The following is a 13,989-nucleotide window of genomic DNA, read 5'->3' as shown; positions in this document are numbered from 1 at the left end:
AATCAGAACTGGTAGATCAGCTGGAAGCCGGTCGCCGGCTGCTCGGTATCGAAACCACGTGGCGCATGGAGGCGCCGTCCCGCGAAGAGGTCCCAACTCAGGCCGAGGTAACTGCCGCGCATGCCGATCACGGCGCCTGCCAACTGCTTGTGGCTGGCCTGCGAGCCGGGTCCGGAGATCCGGCCGATGTCCGCACCGATATACGGAGCGAGGTTCCCCATGGGGAAGGTCAGCGTGTTACGCAGGTAGCCGCCGCGCTCGCCGGCGAGCGTCTGCTCGCCATCGAAACCACGTACCGAGTAACGGCCGCCGATGGTCAGCAGTTCCGCGGCCGGCAGGTGATCCGTCGAGTTCTGCAGGCGCAGGCTGCTGTCCCAGATCGCCGCCTGCATGCCGAGCTGCAACGGCTGGCTTAGCGAGATGTCCAGCGTGGTCAGCCCGTAGCGGTTGGTCGGGAAGCCGATCGCGGGATCGTAGGCGTTCCACTGGCTGCCGAACCACGGCGTGCCGCGCTGGTAGCCCAGGCGCGCGTCGAGCTGCGCGTGGCCCAGGTAATGGCGATGCACCAGGGCCAGCTCGGCGCTCGCCACGCGCTGCCGCTGGATCCCCACTTCCACGCCCTGGATATAACTGTGTGCGCTACGCGTCGCCACGCGTGCCTCGACCGAGGTCTTGCTCGAGGTGCCGCGTGTGAGCAGGCGCTGGATGGTCACGTCGCCGGACGTGGACGTGCCGGTGGATCGGAACCGCCTCTGGAAGCCTTCGATCCATTGCCGGTAGCGATACGTGGACACCGAGCCGCTGAATGTCCACCAGCCCAGCGGCACGCTGTAGGTCGCGTTCTCGCTGAAGGTGCTCCCGCCGTCCGCGTGCGTGGCCAGTGCGTGGCCCGCGCCGATCGAGAACAGATCGTTCCAGCCCAGCGGGTTGTCCAGGGACATATTGAGGTTGCCCTGGTACCGTCCGGTGCCTTTCAACCCGGCGTCGCCAGCGTCGAGGACGACATGCCATCGCCGCGTGGTATGCACGGTAAGCACCACGTCGGACTCGCCGACCTCCCCGCCCGGCGCGATATCCATGGTCACGTCCTGCGACGGCACACGCTTGAGTTGCTCGAGCCCCTGCTCGATGGCATGTAGGTTGAGCAGGTCGCCCTCGCGCAGGGGAAATGCGGTGCGCCAGTCCAGCGTCGGCGAGCCTTCGGCGAAACGGATGCGCCGGATCGTGCCCGGCACCAGCAGCATGCGCAGACTACCCTGCGCGATGTCCTGCGCCGGCACGCCGACACGCGTGGTGACGAAACCCCGGGCGATCAGCTCATTGGAAAGACGTCGCTGCAACGCCTCGAGCCCGGCCCGCCCCACGCACTGGCCGACGAACCGGTCCAGGTAACGCTGTGCCCAGCCGAACTCGTTGGCCCGATCGCCTTCCAGACGGAGCGCCCGCAAGGTAAAGCACGGCGTTTCCTTCGGCAACGGCGCATCGAGCCGCTCGACGGCCCTCGGCGGCAATGGCAGGAACGGTTCTTCCTGACGTTCGGTCTCTTTCTGGTCCAACCGCTGCGCACGACGCAGTTGTTCCTGCTTGTCGAGGGTGGTCTGCCCAAGCGCCACCCCCGCTATCAGGACGGCGCTACTGACCAGCAGCGTCCGACCCATGGCACGCCACCGGCGCGCCCCCTGAAAACCCATGCTGTCCACTCCACACGTCCGAATGTGCGGGAAGCCCGCGCGAGCGCGGCTTCTCCATGACGGGACCGCCCCCTGTATAGGCGATCCGCGATGTTGTCGGCCGTCCTGCCGAAAGCTTTAGGGCTGTTACAAAAAAAATAGTTCCGATGCGATGGATCAGGCGTCGATTGCCAAACTCGGCCTGGGTCATACGGCCACGGGTCGGAAACAATAACGTTTCTCATTTGTAAATCAACAGCGATCCCTTACGAGACGTCTCCTGAAATCCCACACGCCCTCGATTGAGCTAGCCTCTTTCGACCATCGAAGACCGGAGACGAAACATGCTGGAACAAGGAACCTGGCTCAACGAACCGCCGCACTGGAACATCGCCGACGGCATCCTGCACGTCACCACAGGTCCGGAGGGCGATTTCTGGCGCCATACCTACTACGGTTTCGTGCACGACTCCGGTCATGTACTCGCCGTCCCGGTATCCGCCCACTTCACCGCACAGGTCTTCGTCGAAGCGGACTTCCAGCATCTCTACGAACAGGCCGGCCTTATGCTACGGGCAAGTCCCGAGACATGGTGCAAGGCCGGCGTGGAGTTCAGCGACGGCGAACGGATGATCGGCAGTGTGCTGACCCAAGGGCAATCCGACTGGGCGACCTGTCGCATGCCCGAAACATCCGGCGGTTTCTGGGTACGGATGACGCTGAAGGACGGCGTGCTACGTGTCCAGTATTCGACCGATGGCCATCGCTGGCCACTGCTTCGGCTATGTCCCTTTCCCGCGGAAGATGGACTTTCGATCGGGCCGATGTGTTGCTCGCCGCAGGGCGAAGGCCTGCGGGTGACGTTTCGTCATTTTTCGGTCGGGTTTGCGCAGAGCAAAGACCTGCACGACCTGAGTTAATAGACGCGGGTGCCGACCTTCGCAAGAGGCTGGTGACCCACCTTAGCGCGCTGATCGCGGCGGCGGGACTTTCAAGGGCGATAGTCTGTGACACCGTCTCGCCATGTCACTTACGGACCTATTTGCCCGCAATCTTCCACGTTTAAAAAGAGAATATTCACTACTTTTGCCCTGTAATGCTTTGCTGGCGAGCGAACCTCCGTCTATCGGCCGGCGTCGGCCCATGTCCGGCCTCGGCCGCGGGGAAGCATACGATGACGTTTCGTCTCAGAACTGTTTTGTTGGTCGCACTACTGCCGCATGTTTCGCTCGCCTTCGCCGAGCCTCAGGGCACCATGCCCACCTCTGAACTGTCACGGCAGTGCCCGGCGTCGCATCTGGAACGTCTGTCGCCAGCCGACCTTCGCGATGCTCTGGACGCCTACAAGATGACGCTGGACAAGCCAACCCAAGCAGCGATGGATGCCGCCGAAGCAAAACACTGCGCTGGTGTATCGGCAGGGGCTACCTGCTCTAACGCTGGCGATCTGGAAATCTCGGCTCAGACCGGGCATCTATCCGACATCTCGGCAAGGCTTTGCGCACAATTCACCCAATGCACTGCCCCATCGCAGTGCGCTGAGCGATCAGGCCAGGAGCTTCTCGACACGGTGCGCCGCGGAGGCGCCTCGCGGGTCGCACAGTCGATGTCCGAAACCGAGTGGTCAGTTGCTTTCAATCAGGCTGAATCAGGGAAAGCCGACTGGCTTGAAGCCGTGGCAGCACTTCGCCCAGTCACCGATGCCGGGCGCACGGAATCGATAGATTCCGCGATCAGCCATGCACTGCTGCCGAATCCCACAGGCGTCCTGAGACTTCTCGCTAATCATCCGGATCTGCCGGGCACGGCGTGGTACTGCGCAGATCGGGACATCGAGCCGCTATCGGCCGCTGCCGCGCAGTGGGTTGCTCTGACCCGATCGGCGGTGAGCCGCGTCGATGATCCTGCGCTTCGATCGCGTCGAGACGAATGCCTTGTATCGCTAGGTTCCACCAACGACTAGGCCAGAACTCGAGGTCGCCAGATCCTGGTGTTGTCTGGGTTCGAGAGGCATGAGCGCGCCCGAGCCAGGGAAAAGCGCCGGGCTTCGCCCGCCGCCGGGGCGGTATCATGGTCGACCGGCGCGCCACGGGCGGCGTGCCACAAGGCATCATGTCCAGGTAAATCATGGCTTTAGCACACGACGACCATTTGGCGGGCCACACGCCCTTCATGCGCCAGTACCTGGCGGCCAAGGCCGAACACCCGGATATCCTGCTGTTCTTCCGGATGGGCGACTTCTACGAGCTGTTCTACGACGACGCCCGCAAGGCGGCGCGACTGCTCGACATCACCCTGACCCAGCGAGGCCAGTCGGCCGGCGCGCCCATTCCCATGGCCGGCGTGCCCTACCACGCCGTCGAGAACTACCTGGCTCGCCTGGTGAAGCTGGGCGAGTCCGTGGCGCTGTGCGAGCAGATCGGCGATCCGGCCCTGTCCAAGGGCCCGGTGAAGCGCGAGGTGGTGCGCATCGTCACCCCGGGCACGGTGACCGATGCCGCGCTGATGGAAGAGCGTCGCGACAACCTGCTGCTGTCCATCGCCGCCGGCCAGACCGGTTACGGACTGGCCTGGGTGGACCTGTCCACGGGCCGCTTTCTGCTGACCGAGGTGACGGGCGCCGAGGGCCTGGCCGCCGAGCTGGCCCGCCTCCAACCCGCCGAGACGCTGGTCGGCGAAGACGTGGCCTGGCCCAAGCTGGTCGCCTCCCTGCCCGGCCTGCGCAAGCGACAGCCGTGGCACTTCGACGGCGATGCCGCCACGCGAGAACTCTGCCGCTTCTTCCGTACGCGCGACCTACGCGGCTTCGGTGTGGACGGCATGCCGATGGCGGTCGCCGCGGCCGGTTGCCTGCTGGGCTACGTGGAGGAAACCCAGAAGGCCGCCCTGCCTCACCTCACCGGCATGGCCGTGGAAAACGCCGGCGAGACGATCGCCATGGACGCGGCGACACGACGCAACCTGGAGATCGACACGCACCAGAGCGGCCGTGTGGAAAACACCCTGCTCGGCGTGCTGGACGAAACGGTAACGCCGATGGGGGCGCGCCTGCTACGACGCTGGCTCAACCGCCCGTTGCGCGATCGCGGCGTGCTGCGTGGCCGCCACCAGGCCATCGGCAGCCTGATCGATACGCGCCGCCACGCCACGCTACGTGAGCGCCTGCGCGGCATCGGCGACCTGGAACGCATCGTCGCGCGCGTTGCGCTCCGTTCCGCGCGGCCGCGTGATCTCTCGACGCTGCGCGACGGCCTGGCCGCCGCACCGGCGCTGCGCGACGATATCGCCGGTCTGGACAGTCCGCTCCTGCACGACCTGGTGGAGCGCATCGGCGACCATGCCGACACGGCCGATCTGCTGATGCGCGCGGTGATCGCACAGCCGCCGGTGCTGCTGCGCGACGGCGGCGTGCTCGCCGAAGGCTACGACGAGGAGCTGGACGAACTGCGCCAGTTGTCGACCAACGCGGACCAGTTCCTGGTCGACATGGAGGAACGCGAGAAAGCCGCCAGCGGTATCCCGACGCTCAAGGTCGGCTACAACCGCGTGCACGGCTATTACATCGAGATCTCGCGCGCGCACTCCGAGAAGGCACCGACGCACTACACCCGCCGGCAGACCACGAAGAACGCCGAGCGCTACATCACCGAGGAACTGAAGCAGTTCGAGGACAAGGTGCTGTCGGCGAAGGAACGCTCGCTGATGCGCGAGCGCGCGCTGTACGAACTGCTGCTGGACAAGCTGACCGAACGCCTGGGCGAGCTGAAGATCGCCGCCGCGGCGATGGCCGAACTGGATGTGCTGGCCGACCTGGCCGACCGTGCGGAGGCCCTCGACTGGGCCGCACCGGTGCTCACCGACGTGCCCGGCATCCACATCGAACGCGGCCGCCATCCCGTGGTGGAGAAGGTGCGCGACGAGCCGTTCGAGCCGAACGACCTGGCGCTGGACGCCGCGCGGCGCATGCTCGTCATCACCGGCCCCAACATGGGCGGTAAGTCCACCTATATGCGGCAGAACGCCCTGATCGTGCTGCTCGCACATGTCGGCAGCTACGTGCCGGCCTCCGCCGCCACCATCGGGCCGATCGATCGCATCTTCACCCGCATCGGCGCCGGCGACGACCTGTCGCGGGGCCAGTCCACTTTCATGGTGGAGATGAGCGAGACCGCGAACATCCTGCACAACGCGACCGAGTGCAGCCTCGTGCTCATGGACGAGGTGGGCCGTGGCACCAGCACGTACGACGGACTGTCGCTAGCCCGCGCCGCGGCCGTCCATCTCGCGGCGACGAGCTGCGCGTACACCTTGTTCGCCACGCATTATTTCGAGCTGACCGAACTGGCCGGCGATTACCGCACCATCGCCAACGTTCACCTGGACGCCGTCGAATACGGCGAGCAGCTGGTCTTCATGCACACGGTGAAGGATGGCCCGGCCAATCGCAGCTTCGGCTTGCAGGTGGCGGCGCTGGCCGGCTTGCCCAAGGCGGTGATCGCCGATGCCCGGCGTTATCTGGCTGCCCTGGAACAGGGGCACGAAGTAACGGCCGCCGTGGCGACGCCGCCGGCCGCCGCGCCGCAGATGGGGTTGTTCGCCCCGCCGTTGCCCTCGCCGGTGGAGGAAGCGCTGCGCGCGATGGATCCCGACGACCTGACGCCGCGTGCGGCCCTGGACCAGCTCTACAAGCTGCGAAAAATGCTGCGCTGAACCATTGAGTCACCCTATCGGGTCGATCTAAACAATCGAATTCCCCTTGGGAACTGCGCTGCCTATAGTGGCGTTGTCGATTTCACGGGGTCTTACGACTCTCCATCTTCCGACTCCGTGACGCCCCCGCCCCATCCCCGAGTCAGCAGCCCGGGACATGGGATGCGGGGGCGGTTTTTTTGGGCGTCAGAGCGTTTTCTTCAGGTCCTGGATCAGTCGCCGCGAACGCTTGTCCGGCCGCGAGTCCGGACGCAGCAGCGCACCGCCCGTCAACCGCTTGTCCTCACGCAGCCGCTCGCGCTCGGCGATGCTTTCGTCAGTCTCGGTGTAGAGCTTGCGCGCCTCCGGCGCCGGGCCGCGCTTGGCGGACAACGCCACCACGATACAGACCAGGCGCTCGTCGCCGCGGGTGATCCGCAGCGTGTCGCCGGCCACCACGGGCCTGGCCGGCTTGCACGGAGCGTCGTTGAGCACCACCTTGCCGCCCTCGATGGCCTGCTTGGCCAGGCTGCGGGTCTTGAAGAAGCGGGCTGCCCACAGCCATACGTCAGCGCGAACCCCGGAACTACTGGTCTGATCGGTCATGGGCTGAGTGTGCGGACGCGCCGGGGCAAAACCAAGCGCTCACGCGGCTGGAAGCAGCAGGTTGCCGAGCGGCAAGGTCACCAGCGAGAGCACGATGCCCGCGCCCAACACCGTGTTCGCCAGCCGCGGCTCCAGGCCATGCTGGTCGGCGAGGATGGCCGCCGAGATCATCGGCGCCATCGCCGACTGCAGCACTCCGACGGTGAGGATCAGCCCGCCCACGCCGGTGGCGAGGCCCAACGCCAGCACGGCCAACGGCGCCAATAGCAGTTTCCAGCCCAGTCCGGCCAGCAGGGGAAGGGTTTCTTCCCTGCGCATCTGCAGACGGAACTGAAGGCCCACGGAGAACAGCGCCAGCGGCGTCAGGGTCTGGCCGATCTGTAGCAGGACCTTCTCGCAGGCGGGAGGCCAGCCCCCGGCCATGCCCACCAGCACGCCCACCAGCAGCGCCAGGAATGCCGGGAAGGTCAGCACGCGCCGCACGATGGCCGTGGCGCGTGTGCCCTTGCCCGAATACAGCGACGCCACGACGATGCCGCCCGCCGCCAGCAGCGGAAAGCACCCGAGCTGGTCGGCGATCACCGCGATGGACAAGCCCGGCTTGCCGTGCAGCGCCTCCATCAGCGGGTAGCCCATGAACGAGGTATTGCCGAAGCCACCCACGAGGGTCAGGCAACCGATCCGTTGCGGTGTCCAGTGCAGGAGTTTGCCCAGCAGCGCGAACAGGGCCCAGGCGCCGAAGAAGGTGATGTACATACCCGCGACCGGGAACCACAGGTGGGCATCGACGGTGACCTGCGGGACGAGCGCCAGCACCAGCGCCGGTAGCGCCACGCTGAGCACCCACCAGTTGATGCCCGGAACGATGCCCTCGGGCAGGCTGGTGAAACGCCGGCAGAGGATGCCGAGTGCGAGGCAGACGAAGAGGATGAGCAGGGCGGACATGGGGTTGGACGATAACATCGTCGCCTGTTGCGCCGCGCGGCATGTAGGAGCGCACGATGTGCGCGACATGGTTTCGCGGTGCCCATCGAGCTGGCGCGCCAGGTCGTGGGTTCGGCCTCAAAACATGTCGCGCACATCGTGCGCTCCTACGACGGGCGGGTGTTGCGGGGCAGACGGACGGTGTCGCACCGGGGGACGGTGCGACACCGTGAGCTTTACGCCAGCAGCACGCGGTTCATCCGCTGCACGAAGGCGGCGGGGTCGGACAGCTGCGCGCCGGCGGTGATCTCGGCCTGCTCCAGCAGCAGCCCGGCGAGATCGCCGGCCTTGCCGTCGTCGGTCTCGGCGGCCAGGCGCTTCACCAGCGGATGCTCGGGGTTGAGCTCGAGCACGGCCTTGGACTCCGGCACGTCCTGGCCGGCTTCGCGCAGCAGGCGGGCCAGGTGCGGGGCGAGGTCGAAATCGGCCAGCGCCAGGCACGACGGCGAGTCGGTGAGGCGCGCCGAAATGCGGACGTCACCGACGCGATCGCCGAGCAGAGCCTTGGCGCGCTCGATCAGCGGGGCGGCGGCTTCGGTGGCGGCTTCCTGCTTCGCCTTGTCGGCCTCGTCCAGCGGGAACTCGCCCTTGGCCACGTTGCGCAGGCGCTTGCCTTCGTACTCGGTCAGGTAGCCCAGCATCCACTCGTCGACGCGGTCGAACATCAGCAGCACTTCGATGTCCTTGGCCCTCAACGCTTCCAGCTGCGGGCTGCCGGCGGCGGCCGCGTAGCTGTCGGCGGTGACGTACCAGATCGTGTCCTGGCCGACCGACATGCGGTTGATGTAGTCGTCGAACGACACCGTCTTGGCCGCGCCCTCACCCTTGGTCGAGGCGAAGCGCAGCAGCTTGGCGATGCGGTCGCGGTTGGCGGTGTCCTCGACGATGCCTTCCTTGAGCGTGTTGCCGAAGCCGGCCAGGAACGTGGCGAACTTCTCCGGCTCGTCGCGCGCCACCTTTTCCAGCAGGTCGAGCACGCGCTTCGTGCAGGCGCCCTTGATGCGCTCGAGCTGGCGGTTCTGCTGCAGGATCTCGCGGCTGACGTTCAAAGGCAGGTCGTCCGCGTCGACCACGCCACGCACGAAGCGCAGGTAGTTCGGCAGCAGCTCTTCCGCGGCGTCCATGATGAAGACGCGCTTGATGTACAGCTTCAGGCCCTTGCGCTCTTCGCGGCCGCCCATCATCAGGTCGAACGGCGGCTGCTCGGGCACATACAGCAGCGTGGTGAAGCTCTGGCTACCTTCGACGCGGTTGTGCGTCCAGGCCAGGGCGTCGTTGAAGTCGTGGCCCAGTGCCTTGTAGAAGCCCTGGTACTCCTCGTCGGTCAGCTCACTCTTCGGACGCGACCACAGCGCGGACGCCGAATTGATCGTGGTCCACTCGGTCGGATCGGGCTTGCCGTCCTTCTCCACCGGCATGCGGATGGGGAAGGCCACGTGGTCGGAATACTTGGTGACCAGCGAGCGCAGCTGCCACGACTTGAGGAATTCGTCCTCGTCGGCCTTCAGGTGCAGCACCACGGTGGTGCCGCGCTCAGCGACGCTGGTGTCCTCGAGCAGGTATTCGCCCTTGCCGTCGCTTTCCCAGCGCACGCCTTCCGCATCCGGCGCGCCGGCGCGGCGGGTGATGACGGTGACCTTGTCGGCCACGACGAACGCGGAATAGAAGCCCACGCCGAACTGGCCGATCAGGCGGGCGTCGGCCTTCTGCTCGCCCGACATGGCCTCGAGGTAGCGGCGCGTGCCGGAGCTGGCGATGGTGCCGATGTTGGCGACCACCTCGTCACGGCTCATGCCGATGCCGTTGTCGCGGACGCTGATGGTGCGGGCATCCGGGTCCCAGGTGATCTGGATGCGCAGGTCCGCATCGTCGGCGGCCAGCTGTGGGTCCGCCAGCGCCTCGAAACGCAGCTTGTCGCATGCGTCGGAGGCGTTGGAGATCAGCTCGCGCAGGAAGATTTCCTTGTGCGAGTAAAGGGAGTGGGTGACCAGATGCAGGACCTGGGCGACCTCGGCTTCGAACTTACGGGTTTCCTGGCTCACGATGCCGTTCCTTCATGGGTGGACAGGCAGCGGATTATGGGGGCGCCCCCGTGAGGAAAAAAGGTGGGTCACCGCCCCTTCTGCAGGGCGGCGATGCGTTCCTCGATGGGCGGGTGGCTCATGAACAGGCGCTTGAAGCCCGAGGCGAGGTGCCCGGAGATGCCGAAGGCCTGGATCGTCTGCGGCAGGCTGGTGTCGCCATGATTGGCGGAAAGGCGCTGCAGGGCCGAGATCATCGAGGTGCGTCCGGCCAGGCTGGCGCCCGCGGCGTCGGCCCGGAACTCGCGCCAGCGGGAGAACCACATGACGATCATGGAGGCGAACAGGCCGAACACGATCTGCAACACCATCACCACCACGAAATAGCCGATGCCGCCCTCGCCGTCACGCTCGCGGCCGCCGCTCATCCAGCTGTCGACCACGCGGCCCACCACGCGCGCCAGGACGATCACCAGGGTATTGAGCACGCCCTGGATCAGGGTCAGGGTGACCATGTCGCCGTTGGCCACATGCCCGATCTCATGGCCCAGCACGGCCGAGACCTGCTCGCGGTCCATCTGCTGGAGCAAGCCGCTGCTGACGGCGACCAGGGCATTGTTGCGGCTCATGCCCGTGGCGAACGCGTTCATTTCCGGGGCGTCGTAGATGGCCACCTCGGGCATGCCGATGCCGGCCTTCTCCGCATGGCCGCGCACGGTGTCGACCAGCCAGCGCTCGGTCTCGTTGACCGGCTGGGTGATGACCTTGGCCCCGGTGGTCATCTTGGCCATCCACTTGGAGATGGCCAGCGAGACGAAGGCGCCGCCCATGCCGAAGATGGAGGCGAAGACGATCAGGCCGCCGATGCCCATGCCGCGTTGGGCGGCCCACTGGTCGATACCCAGCACGTGGGTGACGCAGGTGAGCAGCAGGATGACCGCGAGGTTGGTCGCGATGAAGAGGGCGATACGTTTGAACATGGTCTTCTCTCTCTGGGCGGCTGGCTGGAAGGCGCCGCGCACGGCAAGTTTTCGGGGCGGACGCTGAACGATTCAATGCCTGGGGCCCACGCCTCCGGCCCGGACTCGGCGCGGCGCGGCTCGCCGCCCGGCGCCATCGCCTACACTGGATCGATCGCGTCCCGTACGCCCTGAGAAACGACTCAACCCGTGGCACCACCGCCTCCTTCCCGCTATCGGGGACGCTTCGCCCCCTCCCCCACCGGCGCGCTGCACCTGGGCTCGCTGGTGACGGCGGTCGGCAGCTGGCTGGTCGCGCGGCACCACGGGGGCGACTGGCTGGTGCGCATGGAGGACATCGACCCGCCACGCGAAGTGCCCGGCGCGGCGGCGGACATCCTTTCGACGCTGCACGCGTTCGGCCTGGTCGCGGATGAGCCGCCGGTGTTCCAGTCCGATCGGGGCACCCTGTACGCTGTGGCCTTCGCGCAGTTGCGGGACCAGGGCGACCTCTTCCCCTGCGGATGCAGCCGCGCCGACCTGGCGCCCTACGGCGGCGTGCACCGCGATGGCCGCTGCGTGGCACCGCCCGACCCCTCGCGTCCCGCGGCGTGGCGGCTGCGCACGCCGGACATCGACATCGCCTGGACCGACGACCTGCAGGGCCCGCAAACGGAAAACCTCCGTGCGACGGCAGGCGACTTCGTCATCCGCCGGGTGGAGGGACTGTGGTCCTACCAGCTAGCCTGCGTGGTGGACGATGCCGGGCAAGGCATCACCCACGTCGTGCGCGGTGCCGACCTGCTCGAGTCCACCGCCCGCCAGCACTACCTCCAGCGCCGGCTCGGCCTGCCGTCGCCCGGTTACCTGCACCTGCCCCTGGTGTGCGACGCGCAGGGGCGCAAGCTGTCCAAATCGGCGGCGTCGTGGCCGGTGGACCCGGCCGATCCGCTGCCTGCCCTTCGCCTTGCGCTGGCGCAGCTGGGCGTGCCCTCCCACTCTGCGGCCACCCGCCCGGAGCGCTTCCTGCACGATGCCCTGGCGGTCTTCGACCCTGCGTCGCTTCGCCGCAGTAGTCTTACCCACACGCCGACGCTATAAAAGTCGGCTTACCGCGCAGCGGATCACCCACGGATACGGTCAGACATGAAGCAGGGCATCACGCAACGCACGGCGCTGGTCACCGGGGGCACCGGCGGCATCGGTACGGCGCTGGTGCGCTACCTGGCCCGGCAGGGACACCGGGTGGCCACCAACTACCGCGACGAGGCCCGCGCAACCGCCTGGCGCGAGGACATGATCCGCGACGGCATCGACGTGGTGATGGTGCCGGGGGACGTGGCCGACCCCAACGCGGCCGAAGCCATGGTCCGCGAGGTGGAAGCCCTGGCCGGCCCGGTGGAAATCCTCATCAACAACGCCGGCATTACCCGCGACACCACCTTCCACAAGATGGACTACCAGCAGTGGACCGAGGTGGTGAACACCAACCTCAATGCCTGCTTCAACGTCACCCGGCCTGTCATCGAGGGCATGCGCCTGCGTCAGTGGGGCCGCATCGTGCAGATCAGTTCGATCAACGGGCAGAAGGGCCAGTACGGCCAGGCCAACTACGCCGCCGCCAAGGCGGGGATGCACGGCTTCACGATTTCGCTGGCCCAGGAGAACGCGCGCTTCGGCATCACGGTCAATACCGTGTCACCCGGCTATGTGGGTACGGACATGGTGATGGCGGTGCCTGAAGACATCCGCGCGAAGATCGTCGCCCAGATTCCGGTCGGACGCCTGGGGCGGCCCGAGGAAATCGCCCATGCGGTGGCCTTCCTGACCTCTGAGGATTCCGGCTGGATCACCGGCTCCAATCTCGCCATCAACGGCGGTCACTACATGGGCTGGTAAGGCGTCAGAGCTTGAGGTCGTCCAGGGACCTCGGCTCGCTGATCGCAAGACCGTTATGGTGAGCGCGGAACTTCGCCATCACGCTGTAGGCCACGCGTCGCGCGCGCATCACCGAACCCAGCGGGCGGTGCGCCGCCACGCCGTGCCAGGGGCTGAAGGACAGCCCATCGTCGATCGCCTGCTTGCGCGCTTCATCCCATGCGGACTGCGGCTGCAACACGATGCGGGCCACGTCGATGTACGGGCTTTTCTCTTCCGACCAGGCCACCGACGCATCCTCGATCGGCATGCTCTCGCTATCGGTGCAGAACTGCACGCGGACATCCCACTCGCCACCCTCGCGCGCGAAATGCTCGACCATCGCGTCACGCAGGCCGTCGGGCTTGCCGTTGACGTTCAGTTCGGCATCGGTGAGCGCGGTGAGGTTCGGCGAATGCGGGGCCACGGACACCTTGACCACGTAGTCGCCGAAACGGATCGGCGCCTGGCTGTAGTACGTATCGCCCAGCGGATTGGTCTCGGGCTGGCCACCCAGCGCCAGCAGCGTGGAACTCTTGCCGCCGAACGCCTCGATCAGGCGCTCGGTGCCGCGAAACACGGCGGAAATGACTTTCTTCGCCCCTTCCGCGCGATCGGTGGTGGCGGCCACCAGCTTGAGCGTGCCGGCGAACTTCTTCGCCGTGGGCGCGCCGAATGTCGGGCCGTTGACCATGACGAAGTCCTGCGTGGCATCGCCTTCGCTGCCGGGCAGACGGTCGCCTTCCACGCCGATGATCTTGATCGACATGCCGCGCGGCGTCGACACGCTGTCGTCGAGGATGTCGCCCGGCACGGTCGACAGGCGCATCACCACCGGATAGCGCCCGGGCTTCGAGAAAATGCCCTGCGCGAGTTCAGACGGCAGGCCGTCCGGCACCACCAGTTCACCGGTAAGCAGGCCGTGGCTCTTCGCATGCACGGAACGGTAAGCGTGTTTCTCGTGCTCCAGCGTCGTCTCGTTGATGCGGGTCAGCGTCTCGATCAGCTGTTCGGCGGTCTCCGCCTCATCGGGTGCGACTTGCTCGAGCGATTCGTCGAAAAGGATGGGCGGCGGCGTCAACGAGAGGGGCATGGGGCGGCTTCCGGGCAGGTGGCGTGGAAGGATCGTGCCGCCGTGCTTGT

11 protein-coding genes are annotated in these 13,989 nt (G+C 66.6%); 5 read left to right on the top strand and 6 right to left on the bottom strand.

Translation table 11 applies throughout. The features are described 5' to 3' along the window. Window positions 1–2: 2 nt before the first annotated feature. Window positions 3–1,658: a ShlB/FhaC/HecB family hemolysin secretion/activation protein gene (locus QRN34_RS03255; RefSeq protein ID WP_285401940.1), complete on the bottom strand. Its 1,656-nt coding sequence runs from the start codon at window positions 1,656–1,658 to the stop codon at window positions 3–5. Window positions 1,659–2,014: 356 nt separating this feature from the next. Here QRN34_RS03255 and QRN34_RS03250 point away from each other — a divergent pair, with 356 nt between their 5' ends. The 3 genes from QRN34_RS03250 (at window position 2,015) to mutS (ending at window position 6,380) form a co-directional block, all read left to right on the top strand. Continuing rightward, complete coding sequence (locus QRN34_RS03250; protein WP_285401938.1) at window positions 2,015–2,590, top strand: DUF1349 domain-containing protein; 576 nt, start codon at window positions 2,015–2,017, stop codon at window positions 2,588–2,590. Between the two features lie 254 nt (window positions 2,591–2,844). After that, window positions 2,845–3,633 (top strand): hypothetical protein, encoded by a 789-nt coding sequence (locus QRN34_RS03245; RefSeq protein ID WP_285401937.1) that lies wholly within the window; start codon window positions 2,845–2,847, stop codon window positions 3,631–3,633. A gap of 164 nt (window positions 3,634–3,797) precedes the next feature. Further along, the gene (gene mutS, locus QRN34_RS03240; RefSeq protein ID WP_285401936.1) at window positions 3,798–6,380 is read left to right on the top strand and encodes a DNA mismatch repair protein MutS; all 2,583 of its coding nucleotides are present in this window, start codon (window positions 3,798–3,800) and stop codon (window positions 6,378–6,380) included. Window positions 6,381–6,566: 186 nt separating this feature from the next. On the opposite strand, the gene QRN34_RS03235 is transcribed toward mutS, so the two are convergent. From QRN34_RS03235 to htpX, 4 genes are all read right to left on the bottom strand, one after another. After that, window positions 6,567–6,965 (bottom strand): S4 domain-containing protein, encoded by a 399-nt coding sequence (locus QRN34_RS03235; protein ID WP_285401935.1) that lies wholly within the window; start codon window positions 6,963–6,965, stop codon window positions 6,567–6,569. A 39-nt stretch (window positions 6,966–7,004) separates the two neighbouring features. Then, a complete protein-coding gene (locus QRN34_RS03230; RefSeq protein WP_285401934.1) occupies window positions 7,005–7,910 on the bottom strand; it encodes an AEC family transporter in 906 nt (301 codons plus the stop codon). A gap of 215 nt (window positions 7,911–8,125) precedes the next feature. Beyond that, complete coding sequence (gene htpG / locus QRN34_RS03225; RefSeq protein WP_285402142.1) at window positions 8,126–9,994, bottom strand: molecular chaperone HtpG; 1,869 nt, start codon at window positions 9,992–9,994, stop codon at window positions 8,126–8,128. A gap of 65 nt (window positions 9,995–10,059) precedes the next feature. Then, window positions 10,060–10,950 carry a protease HtpX gene (htpX, locus tag QRN34_RS03220; RefSeq protein WP_285401933.1) on the bottom strand — a complete coding sequence of 297 codons (891 nt, stop codon included), beginning with the start codon at window positions 10,948–10,950 and terminating at the stop codon, window positions 10,060–10,062. Window positions 10,951–11,139: 189 nt separating this feature from the next. Here htpX and gluQRS point away from each other — a divergent pair, with 189 nt between their 5' ends. Both gluQRS and phbB read left to right on the top strand, forming a co-directional pair. Beyond that, the gene (gluQRS, locus tag QRN34_RS03215; protein ID WP_285401932.1) at window positions 11,140–12,030 is read left to right on the top strand and encodes a tRNA glutamyl-Q(34) synthetase GluQRS; all 891 of its coding nucleotides are present in this window, start codon (window positions 11,140–11,142) and stop codon (window positions 12,028–12,030) included. Between the two features lie 57 nt (window positions 12,031–12,087). Beyond that, on the top strand, window positions 12,088–12,828 hold the full coding sequence (phbB, locus tag QRN34_RS03210; protein ID WP_036144051.1) for an acetoacetyl-CoA reductase: 741 nt from the start codon (window positions 12,088–12,090) through the stop codon (window positions 12,826–12,828). 4 nt (window positions 12,829–12,832) lie between these two features. Here phbB and QRN34_RS03205 read toward each other — a convergent pair whose 3' ends face one another. After that, window positions 12,833–13,939: a catalase family protein gene (locus QRN34_RS03205; protein ID WP_185754302.1), complete on the bottom strand. Its 1,107-nt coding sequence runs from the start codon at window positions 13,937–13,939 to the stop codon at window positions 12,833–12,835. Between the last annotated feature and the right edge of the window lie 50 nt (window positions 13,940–13,989).

This window comes from Luteibacter sp. ME-Dv--P-043b, from assembly GCF_030209605.1.
Taxonomy (GTDB): domain Bacteria; phylum Pseudomonadota; class Gammaproteobacteria; order Xanthomonadales; family Rhodanobacteraceae; genus Luteibacter.
Note: the sequence above shows the minus strand (reverse complement) of the source record. Positions and strands in the feature narration are given on the sequence as shown.

Excerpts from the sequence above, each read along its gene's own strand:
- QRN34_RS03255 (WP_285401940.1), bottom strand. The coding sequence starts at position 1,658 with ATGGGTCGGACGCTGCTGGTCAGTAGCGCCGTCCTGATAGCGGGGGTG.
- QRN34_RS03250 (WP_285401938.1), top strand. The coding sequence starts at position 2,015 with ATGCTGGAACAAGGAACCTGGCTCAACGAACCGCCGCACTGGAACATC.
- QRN34_RS03245 (WP_285401937.1), top strand. The coding sequence starts at position 2,845 with ATGACGTTTCGTCTCAGAACTGTTTTGTTGGTCGCACTACTGCCGCAT.
- mutS (WP_285401936.1), top strand. The coding sequence starts at position 3,798 with ATGGCTTTAGCACACGACGACCATTTGGCGGGCCACACGCCCTTCATG.
- QRN34_RS03235 (WP_285401935.1), bottom strand. The coding sequence starts at position 6,965 with ATGACCGATCAGACCAGTAGTTCCGGGGTTCGCGCTGACGTATGGCTG.
- QRN34_RS03230 (WP_285401934.1), bottom strand. The coding sequence starts at position 7,910 with ATGTCCGCCCTGCTCATCCTCTTCGTCTGCCTCGCACTCGGCATCCTC.
- htpX (WP_285401933.1), bottom strand. The coding sequence starts at position 10,950 with ATGTTCAAACGTATCGCCCTCTTCATCGCGACCAACCTCGCGGTCATC.
- QRN34_RS03205 (WP_185754302.1), bottom strand. The coding sequence starts at position 13,939 with ATGCCCCTCTCGTTGACGCCGCCGCCCATCCTTTTCGACGAATCGCTC.